The sequence below is a fragment of the Glaciihabitans arcticus genome, assembly GCF_004310685.1.
Lineage (GTDB): Bacteria > Actinomycetota > Actinomycetes > Actinomycetales > Microbacteriaceae > Conyzicola > Conyzicola arctica.
The window spans coordinates 207,782-226,884 of sequence record NZ_SISG01000002.1; the positions used below are offsets into that span (position 1 = coordinate 207,782).

The 19,103-nt window shown below is 67.1% G+C and carries 21 protein-coding genes; 3 read left to right on the plus strand and 18 right to left on the minus strand.

The features are described from left to right. Positions 1–3: 3 nt before the first annotated feature. Positions 4–375, minus strand: coding sequence for a VOC family protein (locus EYE40_RS15155; protein ID WP_130983105.1), 372 nt, complete (start codon positions 373–375; stop codon positions 4–6). Positions 376–436: 61 nt separating this feature from the next. Here EYE40_RS15155 and EYE40_RS15160 point away from each other — a divergent pair, with 61 nt between their 5' ends. Continuing rightward, on the plus strand, positions 437–877 hold the full coding sequence (locus EYE40_RS15160) for a MarR family winged helix-turn-helix transcriptional regulator (RefSeq protein ID WP_130983106.1): 441 nt from the start codon (positions 437–439) through the stop codon (positions 875–877). Here the strand turns inward: EYE40_RS15160 and EYE40_RS15165 are convergent. Continuing rightward, the gene (locus EYE40_RS15165; protein ID WP_130983107.1) at positions 870–1,559 is read right to left on the minus strand and encodes an aspartate/glutamate racemase family protein; all 690 of its coding nucleotides are present in this window, start codon (positions 1,557–1,559) and stop codon (positions 870–872) included. The two genes, EYE40_RS15160 and EYE40_RS15165, sit on opposite strands and share 8 nt — an antisense overlap. Before the next feature lie 102 nt (positions 1,560–1,661). Here EYE40_RS15165 and EYE40_RS15170 point away from each other — a divergent pair, with 102 nt between their 5' ends. Then, entirely contained in the window at positions 1,662–2,720 is a 1,059-nt protein-coding gene (locus EYE40_RS15170; protein ID WP_130983108.1) for a magnesium and cobalt transport protein CorA, read from the plus strand. A 6-nt stretch (positions 2,721–2,726) separates the two neighbouring features. On the opposite strand, the gene EYE40_RS15175 is transcribed toward EYE40_RS15170, so the two are convergent. The 8 genes from EYE40_RS15175 to EYE40_RS15210 all read right to left on the minus strand — a co-directional run bounded on the left by EYE40_RS15175 (position 2,727) and on the right by EYE40_RS15210 (position 12,857). Then, positions 2,727–2,924, minus strand: coding sequence for a hypothetical protein (locus EYE40_RS15175; protein WP_130983109.1), 198 nt, complete (start codon positions 2,922–2,924; stop codon positions 2,727–2,729). A 12-nt stretch (positions 2,925–2,936) separates the two neighbouring features. Next, positions 2,937–7,922 carry an OmpL47-type beta-barrel domain-containing protein gene (locus EYE40_RS15180; RefSeq protein WP_130983110.1) on the minus strand — a complete coding sequence of 1,662 codons (4,986 nt, stop codon included), beginning with the start codon at positions 7,920–7,922 and terminating at the stop codon, positions 2,937–2,939. Between the two features lie 123 nt (positions 7,923–8,045). Continuing rightward, a complete protein-coding gene (locus EYE40_RS15185; protein ID WP_130983111.1) occupies positions 8,046–9,473 on the minus strand; it encodes a tetratricopeptide repeat protein in 1,428 nt (475 codons plus the stop codon). 2 nt (positions 9,474–9,475) lie between these two features. Further along, the gene (locus EYE40_RS15190) at positions 9,476–10,735 is read right to left on the minus strand and encodes an AAA family ATPase (protein ID WP_130983112.1); all 1,260 of its coding nucleotides are present in this window, start codon (positions 10,733–10,735) and stop codon (positions 9,476–9,478) included. A gap of 50 nt (positions 10,736–10,785) precedes the next feature. Then, positions 10,786–11,283 carry an Imm61 family immunity protein gene (locus tag EYE40_RS15195; protein WP_161972419.1) on the minus strand — a complete coding sequence of 166 codons (498 nt, stop codon included), beginning with the start codon at positions 11,281–11,283 and terminating at the stop codon, positions 10,786–10,788. Further along, on the minus strand, positions 11,280–11,903 hold the full coding sequence (locus EYE40_RS15200; RefSeq protein ID WP_130983114.1) for a hypothetical protein: 624 nt from the start codon (positions 11,901–11,903) through the stop codon (positions 11,280–11,282). Before EYE40_RS15200 ends, EYE40_RS15195 begins: the two co-directional genes overlap by 4 nt. Positions 11,904–11,912: 9 nt before the next feature. Continuing rightward, positions 11,913–12,377, minus strand: coding sequence for a hypothetical protein (locus EYE40_RS15205; RefSeq protein ID WP_130983115.1), 465 nt, complete (start codon positions 12,375–12,377; stop codon positions 11,913–11,915). A gap of 9 nt (positions 12,378–12,386) precedes the next feature. Then, positions 12,387–12,857, minus strand: a complete 471-nt coding sequence (locus EYE40_RS15210; protein ID WP_130983116.1) for a hypothetical protein — start codon at positions 12,855–12,857, stop codon at positions 12,387–12,389. A 63-nt stretch (positions 12,858–12,920) separates the two neighbouring features. Here EYE40_RS15210 and EYE40_RS15215 point away from each other — a divergent pair, with 63 nt between their 5' ends. Continuing rightward, a complete protein-coding gene (locus EYE40_RS15215) occupies positions 12,921–13,427 on the plus strand; it encodes a hypothetical protein (protein ID WP_130983117.1) in 507 nt (168 codons plus the stop codon). A 6-nt stretch (positions 13,428–13,433) separates the two neighbouring features. On the opposite strand, the gene EYE40_RS15220 is transcribed toward EYE40_RS15215, so the two are convergent. From EYE40_RS15220 to EYE40_RS15255, 8 genes are all read right to left on the minus strand, one after another. Beyond that, on the minus strand, positions 13,434–13,712 hold the full coding sequence (locus EYE40_RS15220) for an SseB family protein (protein ID WP_130983118.1): 279 nt from the start codon (positions 13,710–13,712) through the stop codon (positions 13,434–13,436). An 18-nt stretch (positions 13,713–13,730) separates the two neighbouring features. Further along, positions 13,731–14,126, minus strand: coding sequence for an SseB family protein (locus EYE40_RS15225; protein WP_130983119.1), 396 nt, complete (start codon positions 14,124–14,126; stop codon positions 13,731–13,733). A 16-nt stretch (positions 14,127–14,142) separates the two neighbouring features. After that, positions 14,143–16,875: a hypothetical protein gene (locus EYE40_RS15230; protein ID WP_130983120.1), complete on the minus strand. Its 2,733-nt coding sequence runs from the start codon at positions 16,873–16,875 to the stop codon at positions 14,143–14,145. A gap of 29 nt (positions 16,876–16,904) precedes the next feature. Continuing rightward, a complete protein-coding gene (locus tag EYE40_RS15235; protein WP_130983121.1) occupies positions 16,905–17,213 on the minus strand; it encodes a WXG100 family type VII secretion target in 309 nt (102 codons plus the stop codon). Beyond that, positions 17,210–17,623, minus strand: coding sequence for a WXG100 family type VII secretion target (locus EYE40_RS15240; RefSeq protein WP_130983122.1), 414 nt, complete (start codon positions 17,621–17,623; stop codon positions 17,210–17,212). Before EYE40_RS15240 ends, EYE40_RS15235 begins: the two co-directional genes overlap by 4 nt. Positions 17,624–17,697: 74 nt before the next feature. Next, positions 17,698–17,991 (minus strand): WXG100 family type VII secretion target, encoded by a 294-nt coding sequence (locus EYE40_RS15245; protein WP_130983123.1) that lies wholly within the window; start codon positions 17,989–17,991, stop codon positions 17,698–17,700. Positions 17,992–18,135: 144 nt separating this feature from the next. Beyond that, a complete protein-coding gene (locus EYE40_RS15250) occupies positions 18,136–18,705 on the minus strand; it encodes a hypothetical protein (RefSeq protein WP_130983124.1) in 570 nt (189 codons plus the stop codon). A gap of 27 nt (positions 18,706–18,732) precedes the next feature. After that, positions 18,733–19,062 carry a hypothetical protein gene (locus tag EYE40_RS15255; protein WP_130983125.1) on the minus strand — a complete coding sequence of 110 codons (330 nt, stop codon included), beginning with the start codon at positions 19,060–19,062 and terminating at the stop codon, positions 18,733–18,735. Positions 19,063–19,103: the final 41 nt, after the last annotated feature.

The window sequence follows — 19,103 nt, forward strand, 5'->3', positions numbered from 1 at the left end:
GCCCTACTTGAGAAGGTCGTGCAGCGTGATCTGGTAGCCGTCGGGGTCGGCGAAGGTGAACTGGCGACCGAACGGGCCATCGATGGGCGGCGCGGTGATCGTGTAGCCGTCGGCGACAAGGCGATCGTGTACCTGCTGGGCTTCCGGGGCGTGCAGCCAGATCCCGACACCCAATCCGAGCTGGTGCACCGAGCCGAGATCGACACCCGGCAGAGGCGGGCGCACGGCGAATGAAGCGGGCTTCGCGTCGAACACCACGGCGTTCGGCGGGCCGGCTTGGCGGGTGAAGCCGAGGTACTCCTCGTAGAAGGTGGCGGAGGCCGGGACATCCCGAACCTGCAGGGAAATAAAACCGGGGCCGGATACGGCGGTCATAGGAACTCCTTAGTGGTGTGTCAGTTAGCTGACATAGGCCACTCTATGTCAGGATACTGACATGGGTCAAATCGATATGAACACGTCCGTGGGCTACGCGCTCAAGCAGGCCGCGACCGCGCTGCGTCTCGCGATGGAAGCCGAGTTGCGTCCGCTCGGGATGACGGTCACCCACTATTCGTGCCTCGAGCTGCTCGCGCATCGCCCCGGGCTGTCCAACTCCGACCTGGCCCGGGGAGCGTTCGTCACCCGCCAGTCGATGAACGTGCTGCTGCAGGCGCTCGAGCGCGAGGGCCTCGTCACCCGCGCCGAGGAGGCCGCCTCCGGTCGCGCTCTGCCGACCGAGCTGACCGCGGCCGGCCGTCGGCAGCTCGCCACGGCGAGCGCCGCGATTCGGGGCGTGGAGGACCGCATGAAGTCCGGCCTTACCGCGACCGAGCAGGAACAGTTCGGACGCATGCTCGCGAGCTGCATCTCGTCGCTGCAGCCGACGTCTAGCTGAGGGCCGCCGCTACCGCCGCTTCGGCGTGCAACCGCGTCGTCGGGAACGTGGGCACCGAGGCATCCGATGGTCCGACCAGAAGTTCGATCTCGGTGCAGCCGAGAATGATGCCTTCAGCTCCGGATGCCACGAGCTCGCCCATGATCCGCCGGTACTCGCTGCGCGACTCCTCGGTCACCATCCCGAGGCAGAGCTCGTCGTAGATCACCCGGTGCACGATCGCGCGGTCCGCAGGCGAAGGCACCAGCACCTCGAGCCCGTGGCTCGCGAGGCGGTCCCGGTAGAAGTCCTGCTCCATGGTGAACGCGGTTCCGAGCAGGCCGACGCGCACGAGACCGGCATCCCGAACCGCTTCGGCGGTGGTGTCGGCAAGGTGCAGGAACGGCACGGTGATCGCCGCCTCGATCGGGGCGGCCACCTTGTGCATCGTGTTGGTGCAGAGCACAACGAGCTCGGCACCCGCGGCCTCGAGCGAGCGGGCAGCGTCGGCGAGGATCTCCCCCGCGCGCTCCCAGTCGCCGCTCGCCTGCAGCGCTTCGATCTCGGCGAAGTCGAGCGAGACCAGCACGCAGTCGGCCGAGTGCAGGCCGCCGAGCCTCTCGCGCACGAGCTCGTTGAGCAGCCGGTAGTACTCCGCGCTGGACTCCCAGCTCATGCCGCCGATCAGGCCGATGCGTTTCACGGCTCCCACACTACTGATCGGGCTTCCGTAACCCGTTTCCCAGCCGTCCACCTGGTGGCAGTATTCTGCCCGGAATCGCAACGGCGGAGAGCACGGAGAACAATGGCACTCGTAGACAACGGCATTTACGTCAAGGGACACCGCACGGGTAATCCCGCCACCCTCGACGAGACCTACGAACTGCTGCGCCAGCGCGACGGCATGGCGTGGATTGGCCTCTACCGACCCGACGCCAGCGAGTTGCAGTCGGTCGCGAAAGAGTTCAGCCTGCACCCGCTCGCTGTCGAGGACGCGCTCACCGGGCACCAGCGCGCCAAGATCGAGCGCTACGGCGACACCCTCTTCGTGGTGCTGCGACCCGCCCGCTACATCGACACCGAAGAGGTGGTCGAATTCGGGGAGGTGCACATCTTCATCGGGCCGGGCTTTGTGGTGACCGTGCGTCATGCCGAGAACCCGAACCTCGCCTCGGTGCGCCGTCGGCTGGAGGCGAGTCCCGAGTTGCTCTGCCTCGGACCCGAAGCCGTGCTGTACGCCATCCTCGACGAGGTCGTCGACGGGTACGCCCCGGTGGTGGCGGGTCTCGAGAACGACATCGACGAGATCCAGGACCAGCTGTTCGGCAGCGACCCGCACGTGTCGCAGCGCATCTTCCAGCTTCTGCGCGAGGTCATCTCGTTCCAGCGTGCGACGGCACCCATCCGCGCCATGCTCGAAGCACTGCAGGCCGGCGCCGACAAGTATCACGTCGACCTCGAACTGCAGCGATCGCTTCGGGATGTGCTCGACCACGCGATCCCCGTCATCGAGAGAGCAGCCTCCTTCAGATTCCTGCTGGAGAACGCACTCACCGTGCACTCGACACTCGTCACCCAGCAGCAGAACGACGAGATGCGGAGCCTCTCGGAGGCGAGCCTCGCCCAGAACGAGGAGACCCGAAAGCTGTCTGAGACGGCTCTCGCCCAGAACGAGGAGGTCAAGAAGATCTCCTCGTGGGCGGCCATCCTGTTCGCCCCGGCGCTCATCGGAACCATCTATGGCATGAACTTCACCTACATGCCCGAGCTCGACTGGCCCCTCGGCTATCCGCTCGCTCTCGCCGCGATGTTCGTGAGCGGCTTCATTCTCTGGCGCGTCTTCAAGCGCCGCGGGTGGCTATAGGCCGACTCAGCCGTTCTGCTTGTCAGGGTTGCCGGGTCGCACCGCCGCCGTGTCGGCGATGTCGATGCGCTTCACCCCATCCCCCGACTCGGTGACCTCGATGCGGGGCGCCGCGTCGGACTCGGACGCCTTGGGCGCCGTAGTGAGTTCGTCGTGACGCTTCTCGTCGTCGGTCATGTTGTCGGGGGATGCGGTGTCAGCCATGCGGGAAAGCTATCACTCGAGCTCGAGCTGCGACACCCGAGAACGACGCGGTCGGCGAATGAGCAGGAACGCTCCCCCGGCGAGCAGCAGCGCAGCCAGCCCGATCGGCAGCCACGGCAGGTCGACTCCCGTCGTCACGAGCTCCGCCGGGATCACCACCGCGGCAGGGGCGACGAGCACGAGCGAGTGCGCTCCGGGCGGGAAGCCGGCCGGAACCGCGCCAGCGAGCGTGACCACACCGGCGGACGACGCCCGCGCGCTCCCGAGCACCGTCGGCTTCGAGTGCAGCTCCACCCGAACCACCTTGCCCGGGATGAACCCGCTCGCCTCGATCAGGATGGCCTGCCCCGCCGCGATCTGCAGCGTGGGTGGCAGCTTCTCGCGTTCGAGGTGCAGCACCGCTGCCGTGTTGCCGGCGGCGTCAGTCGCCCGGAACCAGACCTCGCGGGGCTTCTTCTCGATCGCGACGAGGGCTCCGAGCCCGCGTACCCAGGTGGTGCCGTCGAGCGAGTAATCGCCGACCGTCGGGCCGGAGCGGCCGTCCTGGGTGACGGAGGTCACCCGTCCGGCCGAGGAGAGCCAGGCCCAGCTCGACGGGAGCACGGAGTCGATGCGCAGGGTGCGGGTTCCGGTCGGGGACGTATTGCCCGCGACATCCCGAACCCGGTACTGCACGGCGGTCGAGCCCTCGGCGGTCACGGGGATGGGCGCCGTGTAGGCCGCCCAGCCGGAGCCGGTGTTGTACTCGATTGCGAGGTCGCCCGGGCGGTCATCCGAAGCGGTGAGGGTCACGGTCGAGGGACCGCGCAGCCAGCCGTTCAGGCCGGGCAGAGTCGATTCGACGGTAGCGGTCACGGTCGGCGCAACAGTGTCATCGGCCAGCGGGATCGCCCAGATGTCGGCGAGCGACGGGTCGGCGAAGTCCGGGTTCGAGCGGCTCTGGAAGCGCACCGTCACCGTGTTCGCCGTGACGTACTCCGCCGGGATCGTGACGCGGTACTCGGCCGTGCCCTCCTGGCGCAGGTCGCGCACGTTGAGGCGCGTCTTCACAAGCACGCCGTCGACCCAGATCAGGTAGCTCTTCTGCTGCGGGTCCGCGTTGTAGGTCTCGATGCCCTGCAGCACGAACGCCTTGTCCTTGGTGACGGCGAGGTCGACCTCGTACCAGGCGTCGGGCACTCGGTAGCCACCGTAGCGACGCGTGAGCCCCGCCTCGGTGTTCGATCCGCTCGTGGCCGACTTCTCCAGGTTGTGCGCCGTCTCCGACGGGCCATCACCGAAGTCGACGTAGTCGCTGAACCTGGTCGGCGGCGAGGGGAACGACGCGTCGAGCGAGATCGCCCGGGATGCAGCAGCGCCATCCACAACGACGAACCTCGCGGTCAACGGCACGGCGCCGTTGGGTACAAAGCCCTCGGCCAGCACGCGGCTCGTGACGCTCGCGGATCCCCCGCCGGGCACCGTCACCGCGGCTCCCGCCCGGCTCGTCCAGCCTGCCGGTCCCGAGATCTCGAGCGTTCCGGTGACGGCCGCGCCACTCGGGTTGCTGATGGTCGCGGTCACTGTCGCGAACTGGCTGGACTCGTGCATCACTGCGGTCGCCGCGGTGATCTCGAGCGGCGCCGTCGACAGTCTCGCGGAGCTGGTCGTAAAGGGGTCGAGCGAAACCGGGCCGAGCAGGCCGGACGCCTGGCCGGAGCCGCGCGAGTTGCCGTCGGTGTTGGTGACGACGATCGAGATCTCGTTGACGCCGACCTCGAGTGCGTCGCTCACGTCGAGTGTGTACGGCGCCCAGATGCGGTCACCGACCTTCTCGCCGTTGACGGTCACCTCGGCGGCGTTGGCGACCGATCCGAGATCCAGCGTCCAGCCCGCCTCGAGCTGCGCCGCCGTCAGGGTGACCGAGCGCGTGTAGGTGGCCGTACCCGAGTAGTTCGGGGCGATGTTCGTCCAGCTCGCGAGCGGACGGGTGACCGCCGCGGAACCGTTGCCGAGCTGCATGGTCCAGTCGCCTCCGAGGGCGACCGTAGCGGGCAGTGCCGCGGTGATGACCGATCCCGAGTAGCTGTCGGTGCCGTCGGTCGCCTTGACCGTGGTGACACCGGCCGCGGTGCTGCGCACGGTGGCGCGCAGGGCCTCGCCATCCACCTCGATCGTCTCGACCGTGCCGGCGCCCGAGGCGCTCAGGGCGTGCAGCCCTTCCGCAAGTCCCGGCGAGACGGTGATGCCGACCGGCACGTCGGGCAGCAGCTCGAGCGGCACCGTGGTGCCGTCGTCGCCGATCGAGTAGGTCGTGAACGCATCGACGGTCCCGGCCTCCGGGTCCCACTCGACCGGAACACCCGGGGTCGGGAGGGTAACGTCGGTGGTCACGGCAGCAGCACCCTCATTGAGCAGCAGGTACCCGCTCGTTCCGCCCTGGTCGAAGCGCAGCACGCGCACGTTGGCGCTCGGCGCGGCCAGAGTCACCGCGGACTGGCCGAGTTCGCGTGCCGTAATCCCAGCACTGGATGCGGCAGGAGTCGACACGACCCGAGACCCACCCGCACTCGCGATCTGCGTGAAGACCGCAGCGAGCTCGGCGTTCTTGCCGTCGATCTCCGCCCCGGGCACGCCCCCGGCGAACACGATCTCGCCACCGGCTTCGGCGAACTCGAGCAGCGTCTCGGCGGCGGCGAGCGAGAGGTAGGGGGCGGTGGGGACGACGACGGCGGAGTACGTCATCTCGCCGACCTCGAGTCGGCCATCCCGGGTCACAACAGCGTGGGCGAGGATTGCCGGGTCATCGGAGAGCGCACCCTCGTCGAGCAGGTCGAAGTCGACCTGGTTGTCTTCGAGGGAGTGCTGCGCCGCGATGAACGGGGCGTCGACCGAGCCCTGGTTGCCGCCGTTCTGCACGGCCTCCGCCGCGCGCTGCAATTGCAGCACGGCGGTCTGCGCGCTCGTGGTGTGACGGCCGAACTCCATCAGGCGGCCGGTCCACTCATTGACCTGCGGCATGAACTTCCACCACACGTTGTTGTCGTCGAAGGTCGGCGGGTACGGAGCCGTCGCCGGAGCGTCGAAGGTCGCGTGATACAGGGCCTTGTTGATCCCGCGCACGGCCGACATCGCCGTTCCCGTGCGCACCTCCGAGAGGGGCGTCTCCCAGCCCATAGCCCCCATGAGCTCGTCGTAGACGAGCGGACGGCCGAGCTGATGGGCGACGCTCGCGGGTTCGCGCGGCAGGTTGCGCACCCAGCCGTTATCGATGTGGTCGTAGATCAGGTCGGTGCCCGGGATGTGCGCCCACTGGTGCTGGGTCATGAGGTTGCCGGTTTCGTGCAGGCGTCCGGCGGGGCCGTACTCGTCGTAGAGGGGGTTCGTGATGACGCTCACGCCGTGCTCTTCCGCCCACTCGTACTTCGTCTTCCAGTACGCGTCGACGAACTGGTCACTTGCCGCGCGGTAGTACGCGGAGCGCAGTGCCGCACCCTTTGCTCCGAGGTCGTTCATCACGGAGACGACGGCCGCGGCCTTGTTCACGCCGGCGTCCTCGAAGCGCTCGAGCAGGTCGGGTGACCACGGCGGAAGGTCGTCGCCGTGGCGGGCGACCTCGGGCTCGTCGTCGGCGAACCCGACGAGGGTCGTGCCGAAGTACTCCTCGAAGCGGTCGTAGTACTCGCCGAAGACGATCTCGTTGTAGAGCTCCTGGGCTTCGAGCGACATCGTGTCGGCATACTCCGCGCGATCGCCGCCGCGGACGTTGTACTTGTACGCCTCGATGCGCCAGTTGCCGGCGGGAGCGTTCCAGGCTTCGCCGTCGAGGTAGGTCTGGGTGAGGTCGAGAACCTGGGCGGGGTCGGTGGATCCCACCGGACGCGCAGCCACGGCAACGACGTTCGTCAACTCGGTGGTCGCGAGGTCGAAATCAGTGACAGCCGAGTCGTCGGTGAACTCGTTGCTGTAGAGCGCGGCGCCGGTCGGGATCGGGGTGACCACGAGCCTGTCGAGCAGCCAGGCCTGGTTGCCGGCGACGCGCATGCCGACACGACCCGTGGCGAAGGTGTTGTCGGTCTGGGGAGCCTCGGCGACCCCATCCAGGGTCACGGCGATCTGTGGACCGTCGAGCGCGATGCTGATCGTGTGGGGGGCCGCGCCGTCGAATCCTGCCCGCGGTGTGTCCTGGCGCAGCAGGGAGAAGTTGCCGCCCTGCAGGCGCCACAGGTCGACGCCGCCGTCGGTGCGCACGTCGACGAGGTAGCCGTTGTTCTTGTCAGCGGAGCGGACCATGAACCCAGCTGTCGCGCGCACGATGGTGAAATCCGCGGCGACCGTGTAATTGCTCCAGTCGGCGCCATCCCGAAGCAGGGTGATGCCGGGGGCGCTCTGGCTGTCGGCCTTCACCTGGCCGTCTTCGAGCTGCAGGCTGCTGCCGAACAGTGCGTCGAGCGGGATGGCGCTCCCGCCTCTACGCGTCGCGCTCCCCGCAGAGCCGAGTGTCTTCACCGCGAGGTCGGGGCGCGGTGCGTAGGTCTTATCGCCTACTGTTCCGCCGTTGATGATGAAGCCGCCGGCCGAACCGCTCGGGAACTTGTCGTCATTGTCGAGCCAGACCTTGAGGCCGAGCTCGCGCGACTTGTCGAGCAGGTGCTCGACCCGGTCGAACCAGGCCTGCGAGAAGTACGCCTCGGGGATGTTTCCGAACCAGCGGAAGATCACGGTCTCGGTGAAGCCGGCAGCGTGGATCGACTCGAGCTTCGCGTCGATCTGCGCCTCGCTCTGCGGACGATCCCAGAACCACAGCACTGCGGGCTTCTGCGCCGTCGGGTTGATGAAGGCGTCGGTATCCCAGCCCGGGATGCTCAGGTCGGGGTCGGCCTGCACCGCGGCGAGCGCCGGGCTCACCATGCTCTCCTGCGCCGCAGCCACGGGGCTCACGAGGCCGAGCACGAGTGCGGCCACAGCTACCTGCGTCGCGACGAGGCGGGCGGAGCGGGCGAGGGGGGTTGACGTCATCGTCGATCCAATCGGGGGGTGTGTCTCGATTCGCGTCAGCAGTGACGAATTGAATCGATTCAAGAAGCCGGAATGAGAACACCATACGCAGCCGCCGCCGAGCCCGTCAATGGTTGGCGCTGATTACGCGACGACCGCCGCCCACTGCTGCACCTGGAGAACGGCGAGGGCCAGCGCCACGATCACGAGCGCTCCCGCGGGCACGAACCACCCGCGCGCTCCCTTCCATCGACGCAGTGCGGCACGCACCGCGAGGCGCGCGAACACCGATGCGAGGAGCGCAGCGAGCACGGCTCCGAGGCCGGGCAGGGCTGGCGGCCACGCGCCGCCGATCGCGAAGAGCGCGTAGAAGAACGCCAGGAAGGCCCTGCTGACGACGCCCTGCCCGCGGCCCTTCGTGGCGAAGACCCCGGCGAGCCTGCCCGCGGGCGTATCCGGGTAGAGGTCATGGCGAAGTGCCGTGCGCAGGGAGGCCACGCGCAGCGCGACCTCGGCGAGCCCGAGCGCCGCGCCGGATACGGCGAGCGCCGTCACAACGCTGAGCAGGGTCGGCCCGAGGTAGTCCTCGCCGCCCGGTCGCGGCAGCACAAGTGCGATCACCGCGAGCGTCGTCGCGATGGCGGCACCGAGAACCAGCAGCAGCGCGACGAAGGCCTCGCCCGCTCCGCGCAGCGCGTCGAGCAGGTAGCCACGGGGCACCTGTCTGCCCAACGATCCCGCCCAGACCAGCCAGATGATCGCGAAGATGAGGATGACGCCCACCGCCGGCACGCCGAGCGCTGTGCTCCCGAGCGGCGACGAGTAGAGCACGGTCGCCACCACGAGGAAGGCTGCGGCAATCCCGAGCATCAGCGAGGCCAGTCTTGTCATGCGGTGCCAGACGAGCTGGTGCAGCGCGCGCCCGGCCTGGCTCTGGCGGGGATTCTCGGCGATCATCCCGAGATAGATGTCCTCGGCGCCGCTCTCGGCGGAACCGCCGAATCGCGCGCGCAGCAACAGCAGCTGCTCGTTCGTCGGATCCAGCTCGAGCGCTCGGGTGAGCAGCACGTTCGCCTCGCCGTAGAAGCGCAGGGCTGCGAGCACGTCGACCGCATCCCCGTAGGCGCCGGGGTCTTCGGGGGCGAGCTCGATCGCCCGCAGCGCACTCAGCCTCGCGCGGTTGCGATCGTCGATACCGAACTCGGTCCAGGCGTAGATGAACGCGCTCTGCAGGTGCGCCGCCGGCCACTGAGGATACCGGGACACGAGCTCGTCGACGACCGCTCGGGCGCGCTTCTTCTGCTTCAGGTAGAAGAGCGAGGGGGCGAGGGCGTGCAAGCCGAGCGCCGACTCGGGGTTGAGGGCGAGGGCGCGCTCCGCGGATACCCGTGCTGCCGCAAAATCCGAGAGCTGCACCTCGAGCACCGCGAGCGCCGCCCACAGCTCGTCGGCGTCGGGGTGGCGACTCGTCGCGGCGAGAAGCTCGCGTCGGGCATCCTCGCGGCGATTAAAACCGATGAGCGCCGCGCTGCGTTCGATCGCGCGCTGCACCTCGGTGCTCTCGTCGGTCACCGCTAGAGCAGCTTCTTCGACTTGAGGAAGTCGACGAGGTCGTCGTACTGGCCGCTCGCGTTGCCGTAGGCGGCCACGTTGCGCGCGCTCTGAAGCCAGCTGCCAATTGAGGGCTTCACGTCGACGAGGGCGGAGCGCAGGTCGTCCATGTTGATCGGGCGCACCTCGCCGGCCGCGATCGACGCCATCATGGCCTTCTCCCCCGCCGTCGAGCAGACGTGCTGCAGGTCGGCGCCCGAGTACCCGTCGGTCTTCGCAACCAGCTCGCGCAGGTCGATGCCCTCGACCGGCCGTCCCTTGAGGTGCACTTTGAGGATCGCCTCGCGCGCCGGTTCGTCGGGCGGTAGCACCAGCACCATACGGTCGAAGCGACCCGGACGCAGCAGTGCGGCGTCGACATCCCACGGGTGGTTGGTCGCGGCCAGCACGAACAGTCCGTCGTTCTCTGACCCGATGCCGTCCATCTCCATCAGCATCTGGTTGACGACATTGCGCATGCCGCCTGACTGCATCGACGAGGATCGCTTGCCGCCCACCGCGTCCACCTCGTCGAAGAACAACACGGCGGGGGCGAGTTCGCGGGCGCGCTCGAACACGTTGTGCATGTTCGCCTCGCTCTCGCCGAGGAACTTGTCGAGGATGTCGCTGATCGTCACCGAGATGAAGTGCGCGTTCAGTTCACCGGCGATCGCCCGGGCGACGAAGGTCTTGCCGCAGCCGGGAGGGCCGTATAACAGCAGGCCGCCCCGCAGCGACTTGCCAAAAGCCTTCGCGATCTCGGGATGACGCATCGGCTCCAGGAAGGCTTCGTTGATGCGCTTCTTCACCGGCTCGAGCCCGCCCACGTCGGCGAGCGTCATCGTCTCCCTGGTCACCCGCATCTCGGGATCAACGTCGTCGTTCTCGGTCACCACGAGGCCGGATTCGTCCGCGCCCATCAGCACGAACGGCGGCTTGATCGGAGACTGGATCTCTCGCTCGTGCTGGTCCCAGTCGATGGAGTCGAGATCGGGAGCGGTGTTGGGGGCGGCCGCGGGGGCCGGCGCCGCTGGCGGTGCGCCGAGGGATGCTGCCGCGCGTTGCACGAGCGCTGTGGCGTCCGGATGCCCCGCATGTTTGTCGAGCACCACGGTCGACTGCTCGATCGCGTCGGTTGGGTGTCCCGCGAGCAGCAGCTGTTCGGCGTAGTGCAGGCGCAGGGCGACGTCGTCCGGAAGCGCTCGGACGGCGGCAGCCAGCCCGGCGAGAAGGTCGTCGCTCACTGTCACCCGATTTCCGAACCGCTTCGGTTCTGGAGAAAGCCTATAGAAACTCAAGCCTCGACGAGCCAGCGGGCCAGAAACGGCTCGCCTTTTTCGTCGAGGAACGACTGCAGGAGGCCATCGACCGGCAGGGCCGCGACCCACGAGAACTCGACCGCCGGCGCCATGTGGGGGTCGTGGGAGAAGGTTCCGTGAACGACACCGTTCGCGCTCAAGGTGGCTCGTGGGCCCTCGACCTCGAGGGCGAATCCCGGCGCGAGATCGTCAGGCATGTGCGGCAGCCAGATGGGTGCGAGTTCGGGCCCGAATCGAATGCTGCTGCCGAGCTCGATAGTCAGATAGCGGTGGACGTGCTCCTCATGGGCCGTCGCCATCCCGAATCTCTCGTCCTCGCTGCGTTCCGCCCGTGTCACCTCGAACCCGGCACTGGAGTTACGAACGTAGTAGCGCACCTCGCCGCCGCGATTCGCCAGCACGAGGCCGTCGTTCAGATCCGACAGCGTGAATCCCGCCGGAGCGCCGATGGCCGCGAGTATGTCCTGGTTCACTGGGGACCCGCCCCGAGCTCGGGGAACACGCGCAGCGCCTCCTCGGGCGTCACCGCTTTCGCGACCTTGCCCTGCGAGTCGATCCAGTAGGTGCCGCAGATACGGCAGCGGTGGAGGAACGCACCGGGGATCTCGAGGAGTTTCGGCGGCACCTCCGCCTTGCGCTCGGCGTGAAAATAGGCGCGACACTCGGAACAGGTGAGCTGCGGGGCGGGCGGTTGCACCCACTTCGACAGCAGTGGCTTACCGCCGGTGTGCTGGTAAGACGCCAGCAGTTCGTCGGGGTCCGCATCGGCGATCCACGAGAAGCGGGTCGCGCGCGACGAACGATCTCGCGGGAACTCGGCGACAAGCACCGAGCCGCGCATAAGCCGCTCCCGATCGCCGTCCGCGTCGATCGTGAAGCCCGGCGCGACCGAGTCGCTCTCGATCCATACCGGCGGCATGCCGCGCTGGGTGCGAATGCTGAGTCCGAAATGCAGTAGCAAAAGGCGCCTCACATCGATCTGATTCGGGATTCCGGCCTCGAACACTTCGGCCTCGGCGCGCTCCTGGCTGAACAACTGCCACTGGCTCGAGGCCCTGCTGAGCGAGTAGCGCATGTCGCCGCCCGCGCTCACGATCGAGTATCAGGTGCCGATTCCACCGCTGATCTCGTAGCCCGCGGGCTCGACCACCCGGGCGAGGGTCGCCCTGCCCAGGGAGTTCAGCCAGCCGTCGAAGAACTGTTTCTGGTCGGCCACTGTCGCGAGTTCGTCGAGCGGCGCCTCGGCGAAAATGTCGCGAAAGTCCTCTCGACGACTCGGGCGCCCCATCTCGAGCCGCAGCACGGAGAGACCGGCGCCCATGTCGCGCATCATCCCGCTCGGATAGCTCTGCAGGCGCGACCCTTCCACACCGAGCAGGATCCCCTGCGCGTCGAGCTGGTTGCGCACCTCGACCAGGGCGGAGAACACGTCGCGGGCGGTCGCCGTCCACTCCCTGCCGTCCACGTTGACCGTCACGATGTACTCTTCCGGCTCGCGGAGGCCCCAGGTGACCCACGCCGGTACGGCATCTCCACGTCGCCAGGCCTGCCGTTCGAACTCGGTCATCCTGCGACCCTAACGCGACGGCGCAGAATCGTCTGACCGATCCAGATGTGCGCGGAGCCAGGACGGGATCGCCGAGTCGGGCCGCGGATACTTCTCTAGGTCGTCAACATAGACGAGCGGGTCGATGTTGCCGTCGACCGGGGGCTGTTCGGTAAAATTGAATCGCGCAGACGCCGCCCCCGACTTGGCGATCGCCAGGGTCATGGAGAACCAGGTACCGGCGGTCGTCGTGTACATCACGCCTCGCAGCTCCCGGGCCCACCGCGAGACGGTGCGCGGCGGGAAGAGTCGTTCTTCGGAACCATCGGGATGCGTGAGCTGGATCTCGGACTCGCCATAGCCCACGAAGTAGGTCGCGTTATAGCTGAGAACGGAAAAGGGCTGTTCCACCGACGCGAGGATCTCGCCGGCAATCTGCTCGACGAGCTGACCCTGTCGGATCATCGGCGGCACTGACGTGTCGTTGGGGCCGTCAGGCATCGGAGCTCTCGAAGATCGTCACGAGGGCCAGACTACCGAGCAGGCGGCCGTATTCTGGGAACCATGAATGCCCATCGACTGGATGCCACGGCTCTCGAATACTCGCAGCTCCTCAGCGTCTGGCGCGAATGGTTGCCCCAGCTCAGGTACTTCACGCTGTATCTGGCCACACCGGGCGAGGCCGACCGCGACCGGTTCCGTGTCTCGTTGCGGTACAACGACGAGCGAGACGCCACGGGCATTCTCGGAATGCTCGGTATCGCGAGCAGACCGGGCCACCTTCGCTTCGACCTCGATTCGAACCTCGAGGGGCTCCTGCCGAACAGCCAGGGCTGGGGAGTCATCGCCGGACGTCGCGTCTACGTCGAGGTCGGCACGACCATCGACATCGCTGTCTGGCAGGGACTGCCCGCGTTCGCCCTCATTCCGGAAGACTTCGAAACGGCATTGCGGGTCGAAGCTCTGCTCGACCGGCTCCATCTCGGGGATGCGGTGCTCTCCGACCCCAGCTGGGCGGCTTCCCGCATGGCTGTGACACGCGAGCGTTATCCCGAGGCTTTCACCGCCTGAGAAGCGCTACTGTCTCTTGGCGCGCACCGACGCGACGTGCTCGGCGAGGCGAGCGACGACGTGCGGCGCGATCTCGAAACCGGCGAGAACGTCGAGCGAGGTGAACACCGGGAGGGCCGTCGAGTTCCCCACGGTCACGGTGAGCGGCGTGAAAGAGCCGGCGCCGAGGCTCGGGTCGACCGACGTCGGGGCGAATACGGTCGCGGCGAGAAAGGCAGCGAGAAGATCACCCGTCGTGGCTTCGCCCGACCGTGACCGCTCGATTACCGACTCGCGATCAGACAGTCGCGGTGATGCGGGGAATCAGGCAGCTGCGCGAATGCTGTCGAGCAGTGTGGGCAGAATCTCGAAACCTACATCGGATCCGGGGTTCACCACGATGCCCGCACCGGGCGCCAGTCGCTTCACCACGTCGATGGCAGGCATCGACGCGAGGTAGGGAGTGGATCCGGCAGGGGCACCGAACTTGCTGACCTGCTTGACGGTGCTGAAAACGACCATAAACGAGTCGGTTCCGTTGGAGACGATGAGCGGCTCGAACGGTCCCTTCGTTTCGTCGTAGGCGGGCCCACTGGGCACGATGACCACGGCGTCGAGGAAGGCTCCGAGCACATCGGTGCTACTGGCTTCCCCGCGCTGGCCGGCGAGGAGGGCGTCTTCGAACGGGCTTGCCCCGCCGTCGGTTACTGCATCTGACATTCGTGTCTCCCTGTGACTATCCGAAGATAGCAATAATGTCGCGGACGCCGCCCTCGAGCAGCTTGAAGACAATGGTTCCCGGGGGGAGCGGGAAGCCGCCCTTGATCACGAACTCACGCGTCTCGTTCACGAACCAGTGACCCTCGAGGTTGTAGGCCGTGTGTCCGCCGGGCAGGAAGTGCGGCCAGTTGCCCGCATGGGCAGCCGTCGCCGTGTGAATCGGGATTCCGTCCAGCGGGATCGTGACACCGAAGATGTCGCCACCCGCGATGAGGGCGTTCGTGGCCGACTCCGCGAGGCCAGTCTCAAGAACCGAATCGATGCGCGTGTTCGGCACGTGAGTATCGACATCGGGGGATGCAAACATGTTGGACCCCGGCAGGCCGTACGTCGCCTTCGGGTCCAGATAATACGGCAGCTGCTCGGCACCGAATAGGCGGGTTGCGTGGGTGATCTCCTCGCCGTTGAGGCGCGGCAGGATCGATTCGGATGGGGTGGCTTCGCCGGTGTAGTCGGGACCGGTGTTCGTGGGACCGCCATCCCCGAAGAACGGGTCGCTTCCTACCGGGTCGGTCGAGTCGGTCGGAGTGACGTCAACGTCCGGTTTGGGATCGTTGATGTCGAAGTCCGTCTGCCATTCGACCGGGTCGGGTGCCGTGATGTCGGCGATGTCATCGGCGACGCTCGTGTCGCCCTCGGGGGTGGAGTCGGCGTCGGCGGGCGGGCCATCACCACCGGGAGTGCCGGGAGCGTCGGTCGGGGGCGCGTCCACGTCGAGGTGGAAGTTGCCGACATCGGGAACGTTGATGTCGCCGATGGAGTCGCCCAGGCTCGGACCGTCGCCGCTCGGAGTGGAGTCCGTCGGAGTGGAGCTGTCGACATCGGTGCTCGTGTCCGACGGCGAGTCGGTGGGTGCGTCCGTCGAGCTCGGGCTGTCGGTCGTGGGACTGTCGACGGTCGGCGAGTCGGCAGTCGGGCTGTCCGCTGTGGGTGAGTCCACGGTCGGGCTGTCGACAGTGGGCGCGTCAACAGTGGGCGAGTCAACGGTCGGCGAGTCCACGGTCGGGCTGTCGACCGTAGGAGCATCAACGGTCGGCGTGTTCGAGGTGGGGCTGTCGACGCTCGGGCCGTCGACCGACGGACCGTCGCCGTCGGGGCCGCGTCCGCCACCGCCGCCGGTTCCTGCCGGGGGAAGCGTGACGTTCGTCGAAGGCGTGTTGACGTTCACGTCAGGCGATCCCGAGCCACCGGGGGTTCCGCCGCCGCCAGCGCCACCCGTGGGTGTCGGCGCCGTCGTCGAGGGAGTGCCGGCGTTTCCGCCGCCACCCGCACCGATGTCCACGGTCGGAGCGTTGACCGACGAGTTGCCCCCGCCGGCGGACGTAGGTGTGGGCGTTCCGCCGCCGCTGCCACCCGCGTTGCCGCTGCCGTGCGAGATGCCGGTCTCAACGCCGTGGCTCACGCCGCCGACGACCGCGCCACCGATGCCGCCGGTGATGGCGGACTTGATGGGATTGAACTCTTCGCCCTTGATGGCGGAGGTGACGCCTTCTGTCGCGACGTTGCTGACCGCACCCTCGACCGCGTTGCCGCCGATGGCCACACCGAGGTTGTTGGGGAGCGCACGCGAGATTCCCACCGCGAGCGGGCCGCCGACGATTCCACCGGCCGCGCCTCCGAGGATGTACCCCCAGGCGTCGGTCGGCGTGATCTCGTTGCCGTTGATGATGTCTGCACCGAAGTTGGCGATGACCGAGGATGCCACGCCGGAGCCGGCCTCGAAGCCCGCGCGCCAGAGGAACGAACCGTTCTTGAACTTGTTGGCGAGGGAGACGATCCGGCCGAGGGTCTGCCCCGAGATGCGCAGGAGGCTCGCGAGCCTGCGGATGATCGCCGCGACGTCGATGACGAACTTGCCGATGCGGATCGCGGCGGCTCCCGCACCGACGGCGGCGGCGCCACCGAACGTCACGAAGGAGAGCGCGATAGAGATGCCGGCGCCGACCGCGATCTCGAGCAGCAGAGCGGTAATCATCGTCTGCAGCTCGTGACGGGTGTCGTCGATGGCCGTGATGATGCCCTCGAGCTGGTCGGCCTCGTCCTGGGCATAGCCGGCCATATCGCCGAGCAGGCCTTCGATGGCCGTCAGCGAGTTGTTGATCGAGTTCGTGTGGGGAAGGTCTGATGCCTGTGCGCCGCCGATCGCGCTGCTGAGGCGGCTCTTCGCCGAGTCGATGTCGCGGGAGAACGCCTCCCAGTCGCCCTTGGCAGTGCGCAGCTTGTCGGTGTCGCCACGGGGGAAGACGAGGCCGATCTCGGCGATCTTCTCCTCGAGGAACTCGGCGACGTCGCCGAAGACATTGTCGAGACCCTGGCCGATTGCGCTGGGGATGTTGTGCGCGATGAACGGAGTGGGTTCGGAGACGACGATCGAGGATGAGGTCGCGCCCTTACCCGCTCCGAGCCCCTCGACGTTGTTGTACGCCCGCGCAGTGCCGACGAGCATGCTTTCCATCGACTGGAGTGCGGTGACGCATCCCATCGCCGCATTGTTCATGATCTTGCCGAGCTCGTCGTAGTCCCGAGCCCAGTTCTCGGCGCCCTCGTCGTCGCCCGCCATGCCTGCCGTACCCGCGAGGTCGTTCTCGACATTGGTCCAGGCGCGGATGACCGCTTCGGCGACCGCGGCGATGTCGTCGCCGTCGGCGGCGAGTCGGAACGGATCTACCCTGACGAAACTGCTTGACATTCTTGACTCCCCGTTAGGTGGTCGTGGGCTTAGCCCAACGACCCCTCAAATGTTGTCCACGCGCTGTCGAGCTCGGTGACCGTCGCGCTGTAGGCCTTGTGCACGCTGTCCGCCTGCGTGTGCAGCGATGCTGCACCCTCGGCCAGACCGCTGGCGCCGGCGCTCCAGGTCTCGAAGAATGCGAGGAACGCACCCATCGCCGGACCCTGCCACTGGGCGGGGAGCATGTACGCGAATCCTGCGGCGCCCTGCTTGAGGGCCTCGCAGTGCTCGGTGAGGCTCTGCATGGTGTCGACGAGACGCTTGAGGTCGTCGATGTCTGCCTGCTGCTCGCTCACGGTGTGGCTCCCGTCGACTGCATGGCGATGGGCTCGGCACTGACGAACTCTGCGCTCTTGTCGTTGGACGTCTGCTGGGCCTTGCTTGCCGAGGGGCCGCTCATTCCGGCCGTGACGGAGTCGAAGCCCGAGTCGAGCCCGCTCTCGGTCGCCTCGTAGGTGCGTTCGGCCGCAAGCAGCGTGTGCGAGAGGTTGTCGAGCACAAGACGCAGCGCCATGGCGTTACCTTCCCACGCACGGTAGTTCTCCGTGAAGAGATCGGCATCCTCGCCCTGCCAGCTGCCGCCGGCGATGCTAGCTACGACCCCGTTGGTATCAGCGAGGCGCGTGTCGAACAGGGCCACCGCGGACTGCAGCAGTCGAGCTACGTCGCCGAGCGTGTTCGTCGATACGCGAAATTCGGTACTCATTGTGTCGCCCCCTTGAGAAAATTACGGATGCCCGGCCGGAGGCCGGGCGTCCAGGTGAAGTTTCTGAAAAGGTTTTAGCCGCGGAAGGTACCGGAGATAGCGTTCTCCGACTCTTCGTACGACATGGCGGCCTGCGACAGGATTCCGCTGACGCCTTCGAGGGCTTCCTTGAGCTGGAGGCCGGCCTGGTCCCACTGGCTGTACAGCTCCTGGAAGCTGAGCGATGCGTCACCCGACCACTCGCCACCGACGAGTCCGTCCACGAGCGACTTGAGGTTCTGCAGCTGCGACTCGATGGACTGTGCGCCCGAGGACAGCTGGTTGGCGACGCCGCTGATGGAATCTGATGTGACGCTGATCTGGGCCATGAACGTACCTCCGAGAGAGTGGACCGGCGACTTTTCACAGCCGGGTCCGTTGGTCTAGGTATCTAGAATGTCTGGTCTACCGAGTAATGCACAAGTTTTGACGGCGTTATTTCAGAGAAAGTTCATATTCCCCTGTTTGGGGGTCTACGGGATTGTCCATCCTGCCCACTGCTCGGCGCCGACGCTGCTGCCACGATTGGGGCCGTCGTCGACTCCCATGTAGCGGACCATGGTGATCTCCGTACCCTCGGGAACGGCGACTACCTGGCAGCCGCTCGGGCCGGAATCGCGGTAGTCCTCGCAGTCCGCCTCATCGTTGATCGAGGAGATGATGCCGCGGAACTCATCGTCGGAGTCGGAGATCAATGCCCACTTGTTCGGCACGAAGCTCGAATCCTTCACCTCGAGGTCGGTCGCGCTCGTAACCGTGAACCGCACGAGGTACACGTCGTGTCCCTCGAAGGCCGTCGTCGACCCGTCGGGCTCCTTGAGACCGAAGGCCGAAACGTCGTCTGCGCCCAACGGCTGGAGTTCGTCGACCGACATGTTGTATTTCAGGCTGCCGTCCGCGCTCATCGGGATCTCGACGGTCTCGCCGATCGGAACGGTGGACACACCACGTGCCGGAAACGAGCACGCCGCGAGGCTCGCGACCAGGGCGACGCTCGCGAGGAGGGGAAGGAGCAGGCGGGTGGAACGGGGAGTCGAGATCACCCGTTCACTGTACAGAACGCTGTTGAACTACCAGCGCGGGTAGCCGGAGCAACCCTGGCCGAGGCCGTCCATGCCCTTGACGGGGTGCGTGAACGCGGCCCAGACACCCTTGAAATCTCCGCGACCGACGGCCGCCTCCATTTCGTCGAGAGTCGCGGGAGCCGTGGACTGCCAGCGGATGTATTCCGAGCGCTCAATACCGGCCGTGCCCTCGTCGATGATCGGACGCATGCGCTGGATCTGGATGAGCACTTCGGGAAGCTTCACCGGATTGTTCTGGCACTCCATGACCGCGCGCAGCAGGTCGAGCGCCACATCGGCGAGTTCGGCACAACGCTCGGCAAGTACATCCGTCACAGCAACTCCAGGTTCGTAGGGCGGACCATTCGAGAGAAACT